At 58.5% G+C, this 18547-nt stretch carries 16 protein-coding genes; 7 read left to right on the forward strand and 9 right to left on the reverse strand.

All coding sequences use genetic code 11. The features are described from left to right. The first annotated feature begins 696 nt into the window (after nucleotides 1–696). The 3 genes from F9Z44_RS05400 (at nucleotide 697) to F9Z44_RS23265 (ending at nucleotide 3905) form a co-directional block, all read left to right on the forward strand. Nucleotides 697–1884, forward strand: coding sequence for a tyrosine-type recombinase/integrase (locus F9Z44_RS05400; protein WP_159604248.1), 1188 nt, complete (start codon nucleotides 697–699; stop codon nucleotides 1882–1884). 229 nt (nucleotides 1885–2113) lie between these two features. After that, entirely contained in the window at nucleotides 2114–2599 is a 486-nt protein-coding gene (locus F9Z44_RS05405) for a hypothetical protein (RefSeq protein ID WP_159604249.1), read from the forward strand. Nucleotides 2600–3548: 949 nt separating this feature from the next. Next, entirely contained in the window at nucleotides 3549–3905 is a 357-nt protein-coding gene (locus F9Z44_RS23265) for a WYL domain-containing protein (RefSeq protein WP_442907248.1), read from the forward strand. Here the strand turns inward: F9Z44_RS23265 and nadC are convergent. Genes nadC through F9Z44_RS05425 form a run of 4 tightly spaced genes read right to left on the reverse strand, consistent with a single transcriptional unit; the run spans nucleotide 3841 to nucleotide 6952 of the window. After that, nucleotides 3841–4716, reverse strand: a complete 876-nt coding sequence (gene nadC, locus F9Z44_RS05410; protein ID WP_201450012.1) for a carboxylating nicotinate-nucleotide diphosphorylase — start codon at nucleotides 4714–4716, stop codon at nucleotides 3841–3843. The two genes, F9Z44_RS23265 and nadC, sit on opposite strands and share 65 nt — an antisense overlap. 7 nt (nucleotides 4717–4723) lie before the next feature. Next, nucleotides 4724–5203: a bacteriohemerythrin gene (locus F9Z44_RS05415; protein WP_159604250.1), complete on the reverse strand. Its 480-nt coding sequence runs from the start codon at nucleotides 5201–5203 to the stop codon at nucleotides 4724–4726. Nucleotides 5204–5208: 5 nt separating this feature from the next. Continuing rightward, the gene (locus F9Z44_RS05420) at nucleotides 5209–5940 is read right to left on the reverse strand and encodes a sulfite exporter TauE/SafE family protein (RefSeq protein ID WP_159604251.1); all 732 of its coding nucleotides are present in this window, start codon (nucleotides 5938–5940) and stop codon (nucleotides 5209–5211) included. Between the two features lie 37 nt (nucleotides 5941–5977). Further along, nucleotides 5978–6952, reverse strand: a complete 975-nt coding sequence (locus F9Z44_RS05425) for a Bug family tripartite tricarboxylate transporter substrate binding protein (protein WP_159604252.1) — start codon at nucleotides 6950–6952, stop codon at nucleotides 5978–5980. Nucleotides 6953–7678: 726 nt separating this feature from the next. Here F9Z44_RS05425 and F9Z44_RS05430 point away from each other — a divergent pair. The 3 genes from F9Z44_RS05430 to F9Z44_RS05440 all read left to right on the forward strand — a co-directional run bounded on the left by F9Z44_RS05430 (nucleotide 7679) and on the right by F9Z44_RS05440 (nucleotide 10375). After that, nucleotides 7679–8647, forward strand: coding sequence for a PDR/VanB family oxidoreductase (locus F9Z44_RS05430; protein WP_159604253.1), 969 nt, complete (start codon nucleotides 7679–7681; stop codon nucleotides 8645–8647). 77 nt (nucleotides 8648–8724) lie between these two features. Next, nucleotides 8725–9870 carry a Gfo/Idh/MocA family protein gene (locus F9Z44_RS05435; RefSeq protein ID WP_236574265.1) on the forward strand — a complete coding sequence of 382 codons (1146 nt, stop codon included), beginning with the start codon at nucleotides 8725–8727 and terminating at the stop codon, nucleotides 9868–9870. After that, nucleotides 9863–10375 carry a MarR family winged helix-turn-helix transcriptional regulator gene (locus tag F9Z44_RS05440; protein WP_159604255.1) on the forward strand — a complete coding sequence of 171 codons (513 nt, stop codon included), beginning with the start codon at nucleotides 9863–9865 and terminating at the stop codon, nucleotides 10373–10375. The genes F9Z44_RS05435 and F9Z44_RS05440 overlap by 8 nt, the downstream gene beginning before the upstream one ends. Here the strand turns inward: F9Z44_RS05440 and F9Z44_RS05445 are convergent. From F9Z44_RS05445 to F9Z44_RS05465, 5 genes are all read right to left on the reverse strand, one after another. Then, nucleotides 10368–11357, reverse strand: coding sequence for an ABC transporter substrate-binding protein (locus F9Z44_RS05445; protein WP_159604256.1), 990 nt, complete (start codon nucleotides 11355–11357; stop codon nucleotides 10368–10370). The genes F9Z44_RS05440 and F9Z44_RS05445 overlap by 8 nt on opposite strands. A 7-nt stretch (nucleotides 11358–11364) precedes the next feature. Then, a complete protein-coding gene (locus tag F9Z44_RS05450; RefSeq protein WP_159604258.1) occupies nucleotides 11365–12684 on the reverse strand; it encodes a Rieske 2Fe-2S domain-containing protein in 1320 nt (439 codons plus the stop codon). A gap of 131 nt (nucleotides 12685–12815) precedes the next feature. Beyond that, nucleotides 12816–14351 carry an aldehyde dehydrogenase family protein gene (locus F9Z44_RS05455; RefSeq protein WP_159604260.1) on the reverse strand — a complete coding sequence of 512 codons (1536 nt, stop codon included), beginning with the start codon at nucleotides 14349–14351 and terminating at the stop codon, nucleotides 12816–12818. Continuing rightward, nucleotides 14352–16181 carry a thiamine pyrophosphate-binding protein gene (locus tag F9Z44_RS05460; RefSeq protein ID WP_159608594.1) on the reverse strand — a complete coding sequence of 610 codons (1830 nt, stop codon included), beginning with the start codon at nucleotides 16179–16181 and terminating at the stop codon, nucleotides 14352–14354. Further along, nucleotides 16181–17182, reverse strand: coding sequence for a Bug family tripartite tricarboxylate transporter substrate binding protein (locus tag F9Z44_RS05465; protein ID WP_159604262.1), 1002 nt, complete (start codon nucleotides 17180–17182; stop codon nucleotides 16181–16183). The genes F9Z44_RS05460 and F9Z44_RS05465 overlap by 1 nt, the downstream gene beginning before the upstream one ends. An 85-nt stretch (nucleotides 17183–17267) precedes the next feature. Between F9Z44_RS05465 and F9Z44_RS05470 the strand changes: the two genes are divergently transcribed. Then, on the forward strand, nucleotides 17268–18521 hold the full coding sequence (locus tag F9Z44_RS05470) for a citrate synthase (RefSeq protein ID WP_159604264.1): 1254 nt from the start codon (nucleotides 17268–17270) through the stop codon (nucleotides 18519–18521). The last annotated feature ends 26 nt before the right edge of the window (nucleotides 18522–18547 follow it).

Genomic DNA, 18547 nt, shown 5'->3' on the forward strand with positions numbered 1-18547 from the left:
TCCTGGGTTCAAAATCCGATTGGCTCTTTGACAGTCTGACCGGCCAGTCGTGCCTCGTCGTGGGCACAGAGGCCGTTGACTAAGCTGATAGCGTAGTCTTGACCTTGTCCGACCATTGGATTGCTCGCCAGAGTCTGCCCTTAGAAATGACGCCACCAGCGACTCCCCATCGCGAGGCGCAAGCAGATAGATGAACTGGACGCGATCGCGGTCCCCGGCCTTCAGCTGAACGCAGTCTTCTGGCTTGAACTCAGCCCCTAGTGGTCCGAAGCAGCGAATGCTCCTGAGAAAAATGCATTCGATGTGCACTGCGTCCTCCCTTGGTCCGTCAGGCTGTTCCTCCAGCCTCTGTTCCAGAATGTAACGCCAGTCCTTGTCGTCCCCTCGCCCTAAAGTTGAACGACCACTTGCGGGCGCGAAGTTCAGCAAAGTAAAGGACGGCTCGCGCTGCACACATGACCTCCGTTGTGTCGCTGAAAACTTCAGCCGCCTTGGCTCCTGCCCTTGACGTATCGGAAACACATGTTATCGATACAGGGACCCCCAGATTTTCTGCAGCGTGCAGGGAAGGGGAGACACCCACCGTCAATGCACTCTCACGAACACCCCTCCGATTCCATTGCCTCTCAAATCCACAGGCCCCCGTGCTGGCCCGAGCTTGCCGCAGGCGCCAGACGTTTCGCACAGCTGGGCCTCATGACCATCGAGACCCAGTGGCTGGCCAACTTCGCCAGCGCCTGCACCCGGCGCGCCTACGCCGCCGACGTGCGGGACTTTGCGGCGTTCTCGGGGTTGCAGACCCCGTCCGAGTTGCTGCAGGTCGCACGCTCCCATGTGCTGGCCTGGCGCCACCACCTGCAGGCCCAGGGCCTGTCGCCGAGCACGCAGCGGCGAAAGCTCGCAGCCCTGTCCTCGCTGCTGGAGCATCTGGTCGATGAGCAGCTCATCCCCACGAACCCGGCGCGCGGCGTGCGCAGGCCGCGCCTGGAGAGCCATGAGGGCAAGACCCCGGCGCTGTCGCTGGAGCAGGCGCAGGCCCTGCTGGAGGCGCCCGACGCGAACACGCTCAAAGGTCTGCGGGACCGTGCGATCCTGGCCGTCATGCTGCTGGGCGGCCTGCGCCGCGCGGAGGTGGTGGCCCTCAGGGTGCGGGATTGTGATGTGCAGCGAGCTGGCGTACCGCACCTGCGCGTGATGGGCAAGGGCGGCAAGACGCGCTTCATCGCGGTGGCGCCGCTGCTGCGTCAACGGGTGCTGGACTACCTGGCCATGCGGGGCGCATCGTCCCATAGCGAGGCGCGCTTGTTCGTGCGGATGCAGGCTGGAGAGCGCAAGTCCGAGACTTCGCACGATGGCGACGCTGCAAGACACTGCGGCGCAGAGGAGGGCAGGGGGGTGGGCCGGGGTGTGGGTGGTGGGGAAGTGGTCATGCGCCGGCGCACCACCAAGCCCACCCGCGCCCCGGCGGTGGGCCGTCCCGCGGGCGGCGCCCCAGGTCCTGCGAGGAGCGCTGAGGCGCAGGGGCAGCTTGTCCCGCGATGCAGCGGGCCGCGCTCTGACTCACCTGGCGCGGCCACAACCAACACAGCGGCACCTGGCACCAGCGCCTCGCACAAAACCACCGGGAGGCCTGCCGCGCTCACCGCCGGGGCGGTGGCCCAGCGCATCGTGCAGCCGTACCTGGCGCAGATCGGGGTGGTGGGTGAGCGGTTTTCTGCGCACGCGTTGCGGGTGACGGCTGCCACGCTGGCCTTGCGCGAACGCGCGGATCTCAACGAGGTCCGGCATTTCCTGGGGCACGCCTGCATCACGACCACCACCGCATATGACCGGCGTTGGAGCGATGCGGGTCGGCCCGTGGGCCTGGTGCTTCCTTTTGTCTGAGGCATCCGAACGTGAGTTGCAGAAGGTTGAGCGCCGACCGTTTGCTGGCGGCGTTGGTCAGAGTTGGCTGGTGTGCGGTCATGCACCAACGCTGCTGCAACTGACGCCCGGCCGACGTCCCTGTCGATGGGCCGTATCACCGTCAGGACCAGTGCACTCGCAAGAAGCGCAATCTCAGGGCTTGACTTGGAAGCGATTCGTGAGAGCTTGTTGGCAAGGAGATCACCACATGCCAACCCTTGCGACCCAACCAATTTACCGCCGTGAGCCAATGGGCTCGAAACAGATCTCACCCACGCGACCTTCAGCCCAGCACGCGTCACAGAAGCCGGTGTTACCGTACATGCGCCAAGTTGGGCTCGTGCACCGCATCGATGTCGGCATCCATACGCTGGCCACCGAGCGCCTCATCATCGAATTGCGCAGCATGGACGCAGGTGAGCTCTGCACGCTCTATTCGTGGGTGGGTCAACTCGTTGACCCGGCCAAGGTGCGTGCCCTCATCCCATACCCGCAAGAGCTGCCATGGCGCAGTGTTCGCCGCAGCGAGCGGCATGGCGGCGAGTCGTACGCTCGCCAACACACCCTTTACGTTCACATTCACGCACCCTTTGAGGGCCGCTCGAACAATGTGAACACCCATGACATGGTTCAGCGTCGCTTCCTTGAGTGGCTCGCCAGCGATGCAGTTGGCGAATCCCTCAGTGCCAGCTGAGGGTCGTCTGCGCAATCGTCAGATGCCACGCCCTCTGGCTCCACGCGCAGACACCAGGCAGACAATCTCGCGGAACCTCGGATGGTGCAGAGGCGCGCATCAACATGGGGTTGCAGTTCAAGGCGTGTTGGGTGGGCTTCCTCTGCGTTTGCGATGCGGCGCTGATACTGCACAGCCTTCACCGGGAGCATTGGCTGGCGCAACCGAGCTCGCGCCGTTCGCTTGACCGTCAAGCCAGCGCAAAAGCTCAACGGTGCGAAAGTAGCGGGTCTTGCCAAACCGGATGGGTTGGGGCATGTCACCCGACTGGCCGCAGCGAAAGGTCTTGTCCAGTTGGCCAGGTGTCCAGCCGATCAGTCTGGCGCCAGCGAAGGGGATCAGACCAAGGGGTTTTGCGCATTGGAAGCAGGCGTGGGTTGAGGAGGGTGGAATCACAGGATGTTTCCTTGTGTGTGCATCCAAACTCGTCACCTGTGTAATGGCCACAGACAAACCCCAACCGGTCTTGGCAGAAGCGTCATGAACAGGTTGTGCCGACCCTACAAGTCGTGGCGGCGAGCGAAAAGCCAAAAGCGGGTCAGCGAATAGCCACCTGGGTGGCTGTGAGCGGCGGCTTGGTACCGACGCTCTGGGAGTGGTTGTCGACAGAGGCCGATGTGATATGTCGTTGTTGCTTCAACTCACAGGCGAGAGATTCAGCGCCCGCCCGATTCCTTGCAAGCGATGGCGACTACCCTGTTTTATGAAATGTTGGCGGGGTATCTTCAAGGCGCCAGCCCGCACCCAAATGCGTCACTCAGCTACCTCACTCCCGAGACGGGGTCAGCAAAAAGGCATCGAGATACTAAAGACGGCTGTGCAGCGACTGCCGTCGTTCGATGCTGCAACGCGATTTCACGCTGATGGCCATGAAGCGGCTGTTGGCTAGGGCGAAAAGACACCGGCTCCAATGACCGCTGCTGGAGGTGCTGCAGTTGTAGTGCCACCGCAAGCTTGCCGACGCCGATCCAACGTCCGTTTCCGAATCACCTGGACTGCCAGTAAAAAGCCACTGCAGTCGGTCAGTTTTGAACGAAGTGAACGCAATGGATCGTTCACCAATCCGTGGGCGCGCACGCTCATCCGGGAAGCGTATTGGCGCGAAGAAGCTCTGCTGGTTCAGTACACCGACAGAAACGGGGAGTACACCGAACGCATCATCTGGCCGCTGGCGATCGTCTACTTCGACAACACCCTCCACATTACTTCGCGCGCAGCGCCTCCACAGGCCTCTCCGAGAAGCGCATCGAAAAATCGATGGCCGTAATGTCTTTGATCAGAGCCCCGACGGAAATTCGATCCACCCCCGTCTCGGCGCACTGGCGAATTGTGTCGAGGGAAACTCCTCCGGAGACTTCCAAGCTGCATCGTCCCGCTGCCAACGTAACAGCCTCTTTCGTTTGCTCAAGCGACATGTTGTCGAGCAAAACCATGTTGACTCCGGCGTCGATGGCCTCTTGAAGCTGCGTCAATGTCTCCACCTCAACCTGGATGAACGAAACCTTGTCGGAAAGCCTTTTGGCCGCTGCATAGGCGGCCGTCAGCCCACCGCAAGCGGCGATGTGGTTCTCTTTGATGAGGATCGCGTCATAGAGCCCCATTCTGTGGTTGGATCCACCGCCACAACGCACCGCGTACTTCTGCGCGACTCGCAGTCCGGGAATCGTCTTTCGTGTGTCGAGAACTACAGAATTGGTGCCTGAAACGGCTTCCACATACTTGGCGGTCTTCGTAGCCACCGCGCTCAGTGTTTGGAGAAAGTTGAGGCACGCCCGCTCTGCTGTCAGCAGATCGCGTGCGGGTCCGGATATTTCCACGACGGTCTGGCGAGATGTGCAGGCCTCTCCATCTTCGACGAACCATTGAGCGACCGAAGTTGGTGCCACACGGCGCAGAATTTCATCTACCCACGGTCGGCCGCAAATGATTGCCTCTTCCCGGCAGATGATCGCGGCTGTGACCATCTGCAGTTCTGGTACAAGAGCCGCGGTCACGTCGCCAGAGCCAACGTCCTCTTGCAGGGCGCGTTCTACATCGATTTGGACTTGAGCAGAAGTATCGTTGGCTGTATCTAGCAAGAATGCCTCACTTGGTTTCAGAAATTGAGTGCTCTGCAAAAGAGAGTTTGCGGCGAACTACAACGGGTTTCCCACCCATGCGTATCTTGCTCATCCAGTGCGAAAGGGCTGAGTCCAGGTAGTCGGCATGCCCAGGAAACCATTGGCAGAGTTCGCTGCCGAACCTGCGCACGATCGCCGCATCTCCCTCCGACCAAAGCTCCTTAACTTGTAGGAGAGAACGAAGTACAGCAGCATGTTCGTTCACATGGCATTCACGCGCTGGGTAATCGGTTTCAGCCATCCAACGGTCTTCTGTATTGAAGTGTTCGAGCAAGTGCCGTTCGACCAACTCAAGGCTCGCTCCGAGTTGGTCATCAGTCGCGTTCATAAGTGCGGTCACGACCTCAACAAATTCGCGATGTGAAGCGTCCATTGGGTCGTAGCCCAACAACAGCGAATCATTCCAAACCAGTGGAATTGCGGGCAAATGGGATGCGGTCTGCATGTGGCTCAGCTCAGGAGAAGGATGGCGATCACCGTAAGGAAGAGCAGAAGAAGTTTTCGAAAAAATGCTTCATTGACGCGGGTTCGCAACGCTCTTCCAATCAAGAGGCCAGCCCCCATCGGAGCCAAGGCAAGAATGGAAAGTCCAATATCTCCGAGGCCGATCCGGCCAAAGTAAAGCATGGCGGCATACAGAGGGATGGCGCCGCACAAGTAAATGACACTGATGCTGCCTACGAAGGCCTCCCTGTTCAGTCGCAGAGCCATGAGGTAGGCGATCACCAAAGGCCCCGTCAGCGAGGAGATACCCCCAAGCAAACCCGACAACGCTCCGACTCCGATGCCAGCTGCGCCTTCGTGCCGCGGGTGGACTGTGAATTGCGGGCTAAAGGCCATCAACCCCACTGCGATCAGCAGGGAAACAGCAACCATGGTTTCAAGCTCCGAAGGAGACATTGCCAGTGTCAATCTCACCGCGATGATTGTGACTGCAAACTGCGTTGCGATCATGCCCGCAAAGCGGTGCAAGTTGCCTCGTAGCCCAGCCCCTTCCCGCGATTGAATCAGGTTCGACAGCAGAACTGGCATCACCATCAAGCCGATTGCTTGACCAATGGGCAGCCACAGCGAGAGCATTGGAACTGTCACCAATGGTAGCCCGACGCCTAGCGCACCCTTGACAGTTCCGCCCAGTACAAACGCGCCAAGAATGAATAGCCAGGTGTAGTCGGGCACCATCAAAGACTCACTCGCAGTGCCCCGGGTGCACAGAGAGTCATTCAGACTTCAAGTTTGCCGCTTTGCCCGCCTTTGACATCAACTCGTTTTCAAGTGCAATCACTCGCCCGTACTCTGCTGGGCCAGCACCCACCGGCTCAATCACGGCGGCCTCGAAGGTCTTCACCACTTCGGGCAACTTCACCACCTCTGCTATCTCCTTGCTGATTCGATCGATGGCCGCCTGAGGCGTACCAGGTGCCGCAAGTACACCGACCACGACCGAAAAGTCGAATCCTGGGACCGTTTCCGCGATGGCCGGCACGTCCGGGGCTTGCGGTGAGCGCTTCGGCGCGTTGCTTGCCAGCAGTCGCACTTGATTGCTCTTGATGAAGCCCAGAACGGAAGGAAGTGCGGCGATGGAAAAGTCAACTTGGCCCCCAACAAGTGCGGGAGTGGATTGACCTGACCCGCGGTACGGGACATGACGCACGTCGATGTTCAATGCAGCTTTCAACGCTTCCATCGTCAAGTGGTGAGTGCTTCCAATCCCTGATGAACCGTATGTGAGTTGATCGGGCTTGCTTTTTACGAGGCTCACAAACTCTGCAAATGTATTCACCCCCGTTCTGGGATGAGCCACGACGAACAAGGGGGAGCGAGCAATCAATGAGACGGGAAAGATGTCCTTGCCTACCTGATAAGTGGCTGATTTGTTGATCAAGGGCGTGATCGAGAGCATCGAGCCGTCTGTAACGATGAAAGCGTGACCGTCACTTGGCGTGCTTTGCAAAAGTGTCTGGTACGCGACCACCCCATTCCCGCCAGGTCGGTTATCGACCACGACTGACTGGCCCAGTCGATCACCAAGCTGCTTCGCCACAACCCGCGCGACTGAATCTGGGAGACCGCCAGGCGCATATGGCACGATGAATTTCACAGCCTTGGATGGGTAGGCTTGTTGGGCCAGCGAAGTCAGGGGCGCCAGGCAAAAGGCAAGCGCTGCAGTTGCCGCTAGGGTTCTTCGTTGCATTTGATGTCTCCTGATGTGGTTTTTGGCGTGAACCGAGCCGGATCGAAGAAAAGACCCATGACGCCGGCAATACCGTCACGAATCGGCTGCGAGCACCCGACGTGAGCGCTTCGTGTAGTTTACTTAGAGGCCTAAGCTTGTGCATTCTTGCAAACCGCTGGATCGTTGTCAACACTGAAAACCCTCTTCTCGTCGCTGGTCAGCTGGGTGCGTAGCAAGCCGATGGCCTGGTTCGCAAGAGCGCCTCGTACGTTTAGACCGCCGTACTAACCGCGTACGCAGCCTGCAAACTGCGCAAGCTGGGCACCGCGCCGAGCAGCCTGGTTGTGTCGGTCGCACTTAACGTGACGTGGCTGCTTGACTGCGGAATGGATAGGCAAAACGGCATCGCAACAGATGGCCACGCGCGACTTCAAGACAACCAAGGCGGTCGTCCACGACTTCTGGGAATCGCGCTCGGGCGACCCGCGGGTCAGCGGGTAGCGGCCGTGACGAACCGGATCCAGGCGGCGAAAATGAATGGACATGATCCTTACGCCCAAATGCGCGATGTGATGGCAGGCCTGCCCGTGCCGCGCGTTTACGGAAAACTGCCATGAGCGATGCCTTAGTGCACCTCTTGCATTTTACTTAGCCAGCTAAGATAATGCATCCTCGCGAGCCGGCTAACACTTGTTGGCACCGAAAGCCCTCCTTGTGTCGAGAGGGAAAACTCAAGGAATACCCATGTCATCCGATCCTGTTTTTTTAAACCTCGTGGTAGCGAGTGCTGAGCCGGCTGCTCGAGACATCCAGCGTTTTGAGCTGGTTCACCCCGACGGGGAGTCTCTACCCCCCTTCACAGCTGGCGCACACATACGCATCAAGACACCCATCGGCGTCATTCGCCAATATTCCCTGAGCAACGACCCTGAAGAGCGCCACCGTTATGTCATTGCCGTCAAGCGCGAACGCGATGGCAGAGGCGGCTCAAGGAGCTTGGTTGACACCGTCAAAATCGGTCACACCGTGGAGGTGGGTCTCCCCGAGAATCTCTTCGAGCTGGATCCCAAGGCGCGCAGCTTCGTGCTGATCGCCGGCGGAATTGGCATCACGCCCATGATGGCCATGTCGCAGCACCTCAGTACGCAGGGGGATCGTCCCTTCAAGTTGTACTACCTGACACGAGACCCCGCAGGAAGCGCCTTCCTTGAAGAGTTGCGAGGCGCAGACTTTTCTTCCAGTGTCGTGGTGCACCACGACCTTGGAGATCCGGCCAATGCGTTCGATCTTTGGCCGGTGCTGGAGAAAGCTGGAGCAGCGACGGGCCGTCACGTTTATTTCTGCGGTCCCAAGCCACTGATGGATGCCATCAAGGACATGACGGGTCATTGGCCCAGCAGCACCGTGCACTCCGAAAGTTTTGGTGGGGACACGAAGCCCCACGCCGATGACCAGCCGTTTGAGGTGGAGCTTAAAAGCAGTGGTCAGAAATTCACAGTACCGGTAGGAAAGTCCATTCTCGACACGCTCCGCGCTGATGGGATTCACGTTCCCAGCTCGTGTGAAAGCGGTACTTGTGGCTCGTGCAAGACACGGCTTCTTCAGGGCGAAGCCGATCATCGAGATCTGGTATTGCTGGAAGAGGAGAAGTCAGATCACATCATGGTCTGCGTCTCAAGAGCCAAGTCCCCATCCTTGTTGCTGGATCTATGAACAACGTTCGGTCACCATCAGAATCTGCCGCGCCCATACGGCTTGGCGTTCTTGGGCTGGGCAGAGCATTCACATTGATGCTCCCGACATTCCTTGGCGATCGAAGGGTGAAGCTCGTTGCAGCGTTCGATCCAAGGCCAGGAGCGCGGACCGCGTTTGAACAAACGTTCGGCGGGATTGCGCATCTTTCGCCCGAGGCGCTGTGTGCAGACTCCAGTGTCGAATGGGTCTACATCGCGACTCCGCATCAAATGCATGCAGAGCATGTGGCGCTCGCAGTGAGGCACGGAAAATCCGCATTGGTCGAAAAGCCCATGGCGATCCACATCGACGACTGCACCCGCATGATTGAAGCATGTGAACAGTCAGGTGCGCAACTGATCATCGGACACAGCCACAGCTTCAATGCGCCAGTGCTTCTGGCCCGCCGACTGATCGATTCGGGCGATTTCGGCGCGGCTCGTCTTGTGCATGCGATGCAGTACACCGATTTTTTGTACCGGCCGCGGCGTCCTGAAGAACTGGACACATCGCGCGGAGGCGGGGTTGTGTTCAGTCAAGCGGCGCACCAGATTGACATTGTCCGATTGCTGGCCGGTGGACTGACCACACAGGTGAGAGCAGTGACAGGAGCGTGGGATCCGGCCAGACCGACGGAGGGTGCGTTCTCGGCACTGCTGAACTTCGCCAATGGGGCTTTCGCGAGCGTGACCTACAACGGCTACGGTTTCTACGACACGGACGCGCTCATGGATGGCATCGGCGAGATGGGTCGGCCAAAGGACCCTGCTGCTCATCACCAGACAAAGCAACGGCTCGCAAAAGTTGAGGACGAACTTCAGGAGGCGATGTTGAAGGCGGAGCGGAACTTCGGCGGCAGTCTGTATACGGCTCCTCCGGAGGCCTCCCCCGAAGCTTGTCAGCATTTCGGCCCGGTGCTAGTGAGCTGCGAAGGCGGTGACTTGCGGCTGACACCGAATGGCGTTCATGTGTTCGACAAGTCCGGCTCCCGATTCGTCAAAGCCACAGTTCCCTCGGTTCCCAGAGGTGAAGTGGTGGACGAGCTGTGGGGCGTTGCGCGCGAAGGCCGTGCCCCGCTCCACAGCGGACCTTGGTCCCGGGCGACCTTGGAGGTGTGCCTCGCAATGCTCGAGTCCAGTCGTCGATCAGTGGATATCATGCCAAAGCTTCAAGTTGGTTACCTTCCACCTCCACATGCCTGATTCCGAACACACACGATATCTTTTGCGACACTGGCGCGAAGCAGTTCCGCAAGACCGCTTGGCACACTTGATTCGAGATGTCTCCCGTGCGCAGATGCGGGCCCTGCAACTTCGCCTGGCCGCCCACGGGGTTTCGTTTGGGCATTGGACATTTTTGCGAATTCTTTGGATACAAGACGGCTTGACGCAGCGCGAGCTGAGCGACTTGGCTGGCGTCATGGAGCCCACCACGTTCAGCGCAGTCAAGGCCATGGAGAGCATGGGCTTCATCGAGCGACGGCAGTTGGCTGGCAACAGAAAGAACATGCATGTTTTTTTGCTGCCTGCAGGACGTTCGCTTGAAAAAGCGCTGGTGCCGCTGGCCGAGGAGGTCAACAGCGTCAGCGTTCAAGGTTTATCCGACCGTTCACTTGCCATCGTGCGGAAATGCCTTCTTTCAATGATCGAAAATCTGGCCGCCGATGAGGCCGCCTCCTCCGACCCGCAAGTTCCAAACGTCAAATAGCGTAGGTTTCGTACGTAGCCGGGTGGAAAATCTCTTCGACTGCCAACCGCCGCGCTGAAAGGCCTTGAGAGTGGTGGTGACGCAGGAAGGTATCAATGGTGGCTTTGTTCTTTGTCACGCCATAAGACCAGTAGTCGTTGCCCATCGTCTCGCGAGCCGCTTTCAATTGCTCTTCCACAAAAGGAAGAGTGACCTTCGTTGCAGAGGTATCCGACAAAGCCTCCAGAGCCGCAGCTTTTGCGTGCATGAATGCTTTGTAGACAGCACCCGGTAGCCACGGATGCTGTTCCGCCAATCTCTTTCTGATACCCACGACATGCATGATGGGGAAGATCCCGGTGCGGCGGAAATAATCTTTCGCCACTGAGGTTGGATCATCGAAAAGCCAACCCACGTTGGGATTGTCGAGCACCTTGGCGCTGGGAGGCCTTGGGGCCATGAACCCATCAATTTCACCAAGATCTAGAAGCTCAGAAATGGTCGAGCCTTCCCGAGCGCTTTCCAACTTCACGCCGTCCGGAAGAGACAGAGCAATTTTTTCAGGTCGGCCAGCGGTTTCAATGCCCCCTCGCACCCATGTCACATCCTCTGGTGCGACGCCATAGTCATCCTGCAAGAGCGCTCTAGCCCACACGTTCGCACTCAACTGGTACTCAGGCAGCCCGATACGCTTACCTTTAAGGTCTTCAGGACGCTTGATTCTGTCCTTCCGCACATAAATCGATGTGTGCCGAAAAGCTCTCGACAAGAACACGGGAATGGCAACGTAGGGGCAATCCCCCTTCGCGGTTTTGACGGCATAGCTCGAGAACGAAAGTTCTGAAATATCGAAATCTTGACTTCGCATGGCCCGGAAAAACATTTCTTCCGGGTTCAGATTCATGAAGACGGGGTCGACGCCGTCGATCTGAACTCGCCCATCCAGCAAAGCGCGGGTACGGTCGTAGTCGCCCATCGCGACCGAGAGTTGAAGCTTGCTCATGGTGGACTCAGGTATTGACAGAATAAGAAGGTTCGAGTTCGGGGCGTTCAATGCCGTCTGCCCACACATAAGTTGCAGCGTATTCTCGCCAGTCAGTCGTCTTTGGCACCACTGCCTGGAATGAACAAACGCTGGCCGGGATAGCAGCGTCACCGGTTCCAATTGCTGGCTCACCATTTTGGAAAGCACGAACCGCATCCAGCATCTGCTTGCGAAATTCCACCACGGCGATGTCACTGGCACCCAACCGGTCGTTGGTGCGGTCGGCAATGGGCCCCATCGTCACCCACATCGCTACGTCCTGATTGGGAAAGCCTTTGATGCCGGTAAAGTTTCCGGCCTTCATGGCTTGCCGATCCTGCCAGAAGCGGTTTTCTTCGTTACGCAACGGCCGGTACCTGTCGTCGAGATCAACCCCCACTGTCTGACCGAGAAATTTTCGCCAGGTTTCGGTCTCGGGCGTTTGAGCAGGGTGCCCCCAGGCCAAAAAGTAGAAGGCGGTGTTGGTGTCGTCCATCGGGACGTTCACGTTCGCCACGTTGTACAAGTTGTTGGGGGGGATGAGCGCAGACGCGGGTGCAACGAAAACCGTGGAGCGCACGTAGTCGTGTGAGCTGGCATTCTGAATGGGCCTGCGGATCGCCGCATAACGGAAACCGTAGCCAGATCGCTGCACCTGCATGCGCGGCGCCTTGTCCGTCGAAGGGCGCAACCAGGCTTTGTCGGTAGCCGCAGCACCGGAAACGCGAGCGGGAACCATATCCGACGAATGCAAACTGGAGCTGTGCGCCGAGTCGATGGCTCCCTCAAGAATCTGAGCCCAGTTGCAAGGAAGGATGACCTTTGCGATTGACACCCGAGTGTCTTGCGTCGGCGCCCATGGAGGGGGTACGAACTCGGGCACGCTTTCCGCGGGGCCAAACCATGACCAAACAAACCCACCCCATTCCTTGACGGGGTATGCCTTGTGCTTCACCTTCTCCGCGAATCCGCTTGCCGCAGGCTCTGACACCATTTCGAGAACATTGCCCGCGACATCCATCTTCCAGCCGTGGTACAGACACCTAAGGCCACCTTCTTCGTTGCGGCCATAGACGAGGGAGACACGCCTGTGCGGACACTTTTCGTCGAGAACGCCCACTCTCCCATCCGTATCTCGAAACACCACCAGATCTTCGCCGTACACACGCGCTTTGACCGGTGGCCCGTCAGCCTCTGAAACTTCTTCGATCAGACACACCGGGGTCCAATGGCGCCTCATCAACTGGCCCATGGGGGCGTCGCCAACAACACGACAGAGCAGTTCGTTCTCTTCAGGAGTGATCATGTGCATGCCTCTTAAGGAATACGCGACCAGAGCCAAGTTACCCAGGATCGCATTTGGTTAGTCGTCTAAGTATATTGCCGACCAACGCGTTTTGCAAGCACTTCGTGGACTTCTAACTGGATTGCATTGCCTCACAGGCGGCGTGGGTTGCGTAAAGACACATTCACATTCTTGGTCTGTGAAAATTCATGCAGCTCCTGAAGACATTCCTCACGGCCGATGCCCGAGCTCTTGTACCCGCCGAAGGGCGCACCAGGAATATGAATGGAAGCATCATTGATCCAGATATATCCGGCCTGGATCCTCTTCGCCGCCCGGTGAGCCGTCACAAGATCCCGGGTCCAGATGGACGCGGTCAGGCCAAACTCGACACCATTGACGATCGCCATCATCTCGTCTTCGCGGCTCCACTTCATGGCGGAAAGCACGGGCCCGAAGATCTCTTCGCGCGCCACGGTGTGATGGGGCAGTACGTCGCAAAGGACGGTGGGCTCAATGAAATATCCACGCTCCAGATCGACCGGTCGCCCGCCCCCGTGCAGAACGCGCGCCCCTTCGCTGCGTCCCTTGGCAATGTAGAACAAGATTTTCTCGTACTGCGCCTTATCGACCAGCGCGCCCATTGTTGTCTGCATGTGCGTTGCAATCCCAGGCTTGTGCCGCTTGGTGAGTTCGACCGACAGCGCCTCCAGAAATTTTTTGTAAACACTGTCATGGATGAGGAGCCTGCTCGTGGAGCCGCAGGATTGCCCACACCAGGTGAAGTTCATGCCACGCACCGCGCCGTACACAGCCTCTTCCAGGTCCGCGTCCGGATAGATCACCATGGCATTTTTGCCACCCAACTCCAAGAGGCAGTGTTTCATGGTGTCAGCAGAAGAACGCAGGACGGCTTTCCCCGCCTGAACACTGCCAATCAGTCCAACGGCATCCACGTCAGCGTGCTGAGCGAGCGCCGCTCCCACCTCCCTTCCACCCACCACACAGTTCAACACGCCAGGGGGAAACACACCGTCCAGCAGTTCCATCAACCGCAGAGTCGAAAGCGGTGCTTGTTCGGGCGGTTTCAGCAGCACGGTATTGCCGGCTGCCAGTGGTGCTGCCATTTTCCCTGCGGCGAACATGAATGGGTGATTGAACGGAAAGATGCGAGCAACGACCCCAAGCGGCTCTCTCAATGTGTAGTTCAACGACTCATTGCCCGTGGGGATGGTCTCGCCCTTGTTTTCAAGTACCAGCCCAGCGAAGTATTCCAGTTGGGTCGCCGCAATCTCGGCGTCCATTTGCATGGCGTTCACGGGGTTTCCACAATCGGCGGCGTCCACTAGTGCAAGCTCGAGCGCATGAGATCGAATGATGTCTGCAGCTTTGCGCATCAACTTCCCACGGGTCAAAGGCGGGGTCTCTTCCCAAGCGGGAAAAGCCTTCCGTGCCGACGCAATAGCAAGCTCGACATCGCCAACTGACGCGACCGAGTAAGCACGAAGGTCCTCTTCGGTGCTGGGGTTGATGCTCGTGGCCACCGTGGAGCCACTTCCGTTCTGCCATTTCCCGTCCCAGTAATGACCGGTTTTGGTCGGCAGAGCGGCATCGACCAAACCCGTCAAGTCCTGCTTCTGCAGTTCTTGTGGGGCAAGGCGCTTCAAAGCGTCATCGAACTTGGTCATTTATTCATCTCCATGTGATCGCGTCATGCCCTGGGACATCGCGGGTGCGTACCCGGGAGCCACAATCGCCTCGACCACCACGGATGCTCCGGTCTTCAATGCCTGGATAGCCTGCGTCAAGACTTGTTCCAGTTCGCGCGCGCTCGTCACTGGACCAAACGCGGTCAGCCCTTGAGCCCGCGCCATCATGGCGAGGTCGGGTGCGGGGTCGTCAATTCTTTGCCCGATCCACCGGTTCTCCACTGGCCGTTCGCGCTCTTTTGCAACCCGCTCCTGGTGAAGCTCGTCGTTAAAGAACGACCGGTTGTTTACCACCACGGCAAGCAGAGGAATTCTGGCGTGCGCTGCTGTCCAGAAAGCAGAGACGCCCATGAGGAAGTCGCCATCGCCAATGATGCCTATCGGCAATCGATCGGTACCTTTTAAAGCCAGTGCACTGCCAACGATCATGCCCGGACCTGACCCAATACCACCGCCGCCGTCGTAGCCCAAAAAGTCCAGAGGACTGTCCAGGTCCCACATCTCACCAGACCAGCTGAGGGGAAGCCGGAGCAAGGAGACGCGCTCTCCTTGAGTGAGCCGCCTCAAGATGGCAGCTACGTCCTTGACCATCAAAGGGCCGTCTCCATCGGATGCAGAGACAGCCGGCGGGAGTACGCCCTCGGCCGCTGGCGCTGCGTCTTGACCGAGCGTGGCAGCACCCTCCAACTCCTCCAGCAGCAGCGGCACCACGGTGTCAGGTTCGCAAGGAAAAAACACGTCTGCTGGTGGCAGAGCTTGGTGGTCCATGCTCCAACCGTTGTGAATGTGATGGTCGACAGAGATCTGTATGACTTGGCAGGCAGCATGCTCTTCGCCCCACGCCTGTTTCAAAGTACCCGCCAGATCAAGCCAATCCAGGCTCAACACAACATCGGCCGAACGGAGCACCTCTGCACTCGCAGGCGAAAGGAACATTCCAGAAGGCCCAGCGTGCAAGGGGTGCGCCGTTGGAAACGCCGCACCCAGTTTGAGATCCGTGATGACCCGAGCACCCAGCGCTTCTGCAAGCTGCACGCGCTCTTGCCATGCCCGCGTTGACCTGGAGACCCGCCCAGCCAGAATCACGACCCGCTTCGCTTCAGACAGGAGCCGAGTTGCCCGTTGAACAGATTGAGCTGTGGGTACCACGGGCGATGGAGGGGCATAGCGTGATGTTTCCGGCACGTCTGGCTTCCTGTTCAACCGCGACTCCTGCAATGCGGCGTCAAAGCAAACGTACACCGGACCACGGGGCGCCGTGTCGGCAATTTGGTATGCCCTTAACAAGGCCTCTTGAGCAGCGGGAACCGAAGCAGGTTGCGCATCCCATTTGACGAAATGTCGAACCAGAGCGCCTTGATCCGCAGCCGTGTGCAGCCAATCGATCCAAGGCCTCCTGCGCGCTGCATCCACTGGTCCAGTCGCACCCAGAATGATCACGGGCGTCCTGTCCGCCCATGCGTTGAAAATAGCCATGGAGCCGTGCATCAGGCCGACGTTGCTGTGCAAGATGGCGGCCAGTGGTTGCCCCGTCACTTTGGCAAAGCCATGCGCAATGGCCACGGCGTGCTCCTCGTGCAGCACCAGAATCATCTGCGGGTCGGCGTTGCCAAGATGATTGACCAGACTGTCATGCAAACCACGAAAGCTTGCGCCCGGATTCAGCAGCACATACGGTATTCCCAAAGCGCGCACAACGTCGGCGATTGCATCGCTGCCCCAGACCACACCATTCGGTTTATGAGACACAGGTTCGTCCCTTCGCGGTCGGGAGTCGTTCACTTCAATATGTTCCTGCTTCACGTTCATTACTCCGCTTTGATGCCAGCAGTCTTGATGATCTTGGTCCAACGAACCAAGTCGTCGGCGGCACGCTGGCGCATTTGATCGGGCGTACTCGTCAACACCTCCAAGCCCTGTCCATTCAGACGTGTTACGACGTCGGGCATCGTCAGAATCTTGTGGACCGCTGCGTTGATCTGTCGAATGACCGGTGCTGGCGTGGCCGCTGGAGCACAGAGCCCTAGCCAAATCTCGCTCTCGTATCCAGGCACGCCAGACTCGTCAAGGGTTGGCACATCCGGCAGGCTGGGTTGACGCTTCTTGCTGGTCACTCCGATCGCCTTCAGCCGCCCGGATCGAATGTGAGGGATCAGTTGGTTGACGACTCCAACGGTCATCTCCAACTGACCTGCGACGACATCCGCCACTCCAGGTGCGGCACCTCGGTAAGGAATGTGCAACACCCTGGTGCCTGTCAGGGCCTTGAACATCTCGGCCGACAAATGCTGAGGGCTCCCATTTCCACTGGATGCGTAGCTCAACTGACCAGGTCGCTTCTTCAAATATGCGATGAGCTCCTGAGTGTTGTTCGCCGGGACGCTGGGGTGGACCACCAGGGCAAGCGCAGTCGTCCCCAGCAGAGAAATGGGCGCCAAGTCCTTTTGTGGATCGAATGGCATGCGATCAATCAAGGCTGGGTTCATCGAGTTGATGTTGATATTGGTCAACAACAGGGTGTGTCCGTCTGCTTCGGCACGCACCACATCGGACGCGCCAATATTCCCCGCTGCGCCTGGCTTGTTTTCAACGATCACCGGGTGAGGCCACATCTCTTGAAGCTTTTGTGCAATGGCCCTCGCCATGACATCGTTCGTACCTCCAGGCGTGTAGGGCACGACGATGCGCACTTGCCTGGATGGAAAAGCTCCCGCCGAGACCGTTTGAGCCCGCGCGGAGATCGGGGCCAGGGCGGTGACGCCCGCAGCTTGCAGGACCGTTCGGCGACTTATCTTGTATTGAGCATCCATTTGCTTTGTCTCCTAAGAAAAAACGAAGAAGGCATGCTATCTTTGATGTTTAGATTGATCAATCTTGATTTTGGAATCAATGTTTATGCAACCGGAAAAAGACTATCTGAGCGCCAAGGAGGCGACCGAACTGCTGGGCATAAAAATGCAAACGCTGTACGCTTATGTCAGCAGAGGAATGGTTCGAAGTTTTTCGGGCAAAGGCACCAGAGCCAAGCTGTACTCACGAGAAGATGTCCAGCGGATCCGCCTTCGAACGATGGCGCAAGCGGGACAAGTGGCGGTCGCTGCATCGGCAATGAATCTGGGCCCCCCCATCGTCCCGACGAGCATCACAGAGATAACACCGCAAGGGCCCAGTTATCGTGGACAGCTCGCGACCGATCTCGCCCTGAAAGGCGCGACGTTCGAACAAGTTGCAGAGCTTCTGTGGACCGGTCTTTGGCACGAGACCGATCTGCTGTGGAAGGCGTCGCCCATTACACCGAGGGACAAAGCATTGTTGCGATCCATTCCCGCAGAGGATGCGCGCCACCAGCTGATCGAGATTCTTTCGCTGGTCGCCATGCAGCTTGCCATCGGCCGAGGTCCGCTGAAAGATCGTTTGCGCTCTGGCCGCCCCCTCGATGCCGCGCGAGGAGTTGTCCACGGACTCATCGGCTGCTTTGGGTTTTTGGGAGAAGGCGGCCGATATGAAGAGGCAAAAGGCGGACGCAGCGTCTCACACAGTCTGCTCGTGGCGATGAGCAAGCCGGTCAGCCAAGAAGACCGTCGACTGCTGGACGCAATTCTGGTGCTGCTCGCGGACCATGAACTGTCCCCCGGAACCTTTGCAGCGCGAATTGCGGCCTCTGCCGGAACCTCTGTACACAGCTGCATCGCAGCGGCCATTGCTGCAAGCTCCGGCACGGAAATTGCGGAGCGCTACGAGTGGCTGGACGAATTTCAAAAGTCTGCGAAAAGCACCCCAGCACTGATTTCCAAGGCCCGGAAAACGCTCTCTTCGGGCCAACAGCTACCCGGCTTTAATCACCCGCTGTACCCAGCGGGTGATCCAAGAGCGACAGTGCTGATGGACTTGGTGAGGCAACGATCTTCACGTCCAACGCCTGTCAAGCACGTATTGGCACTCGTGGACCACCTTCGCATGGAATACGACATGCAGCCGAGACACGAACTTGCTGTCGTTTTGGCATGCAAATCCATGGGGCTTCCGGACGGCGCCCCCTCGGCACTTTTCGTGCTGGCACGCACAGCTGGATGGGTGGCACATATTCTTGAGCAGCGGCTTTCAAACACGATGCTCCGTCCGCGAGCGAAATATTCGTCGAAGATTTGAATCCCACCGGGCACAAATGAACTCAC

The sequence above is a fragment of the Hydrogenophaga sp. PBL-H3 genome (assembly GCF_010104355.1).
GTDB lineage: Bacteria > Pseudomonadota > Gammaproteobacteria > Burkholderiales > Burkholderiaceae_C > Hydrogenophaga.

Bases quoted from the DNA above. Each gene is read 5' to 3' on its own strand.
- F9Z44_RS05400 (WP_159604248.1), top strand. From the start codon at position 697: ATGACCATCGAGACCCAGTGGCTGGCCAACTTCGCCAGCGCCTGCACC.
- F9Z44_RS05405 (WP_159604249.1), top strand. From the start codon at position 2,114: ATGCCAACCCTTGCGACCCAACCAATTTACCGCCGTGAGCCAATGGGC.
- F9Z44_RS23265 (WP_442907248.1), top strand. From the start codon at position 3,549: ATGACCGCTGCTGGAGGTGCTGCAGTTGTAGTGCCACCGCAAGCTTGC.
- F9Z44_RS05415 (WP_159604250.1), bottom strand. From the start codon at position 5,203: ATGCAGACCGCATCCCATTTGCCCGCAATTCCACTGGTTTGGAATGAT.
- F9Z44_RS05420 (WP_159604251.1), bottom strand. From the start codon at position 5,940: ATGGTGCCCGACTACACCTGGCTATTCATTCTTGGCGCGTTTGTACTG.
- F9Z44_RS05425 (WP_159604252.1), bottom strand. From the start codon at position 6,952: ATGCAACGAAGAACCCTAGCGGCAACTGCAGCGCTTGCCTTTTGCCTG.
- F9Z44_RS05430 (WP_159604253.1), top strand. From the start codon at position 7,679: ATGTCATCCGATCCTGTTTTTTTAAACCTCGTGGTAGCGAGTGCTGAG.
- F9Z44_RS05435 (WP_236574265.1), top strand. From the start codon at position 8,725: ATGCTCCCGACATTCCTTGGCGATCGAAGGGTGAAGCTCGTTGCAGCG.
- F9Z44_RS05440 (WP_159604255.1), top strand. From the start codon at position 9,863: ATGCCTGATTCCGAACACACACGATATCTTTTGCGACACTGGCGCGAA.
- F9Z44_RS05445 (WP_159604256.1), bottom strand. From the start codon at position 11,357: ATGAGCAAGCTTCAACTCTCGGTCGCGATGGGCGACTACGACCGTACC.
- F9Z44_RS05450 (WP_159604258.1), bottom strand. From the start codon at position 12,684: ATGATCACTCCTGAAGAGAACGAACTGCTCTGTCGTGTTGTTGGCGAC.
- F9Z44_RS05455 (WP_159604260.1), bottom strand. From the start codon at position 14,351: ATGACCAAGTTCGATGACGCTTTGAAGCGCCTTGCCCCACAAGAACTG.
- F9Z44_RS05460 (WP_159608594.1), bottom strand. From the start codon at position 16,181: ATGAACGTGAAGCAGGAACATATTGAAGTGAACGACTCCCGACCGCGA.
- F9Z44_RS05465 (WP_159604262.1), bottom strand. From the start codon at position 17,182: ATGGATGCTCAATACAAGATAAGTCGCCGAACGGTCCTGCAAGCTGCG.
- F9Z44_RS05470 (WP_159604264.1), top strand. From the start codon at position 17,268: ATGCAACCGGAAAAAGACTATCTGAGCGCCAAGGAGGCGACCGAACTG.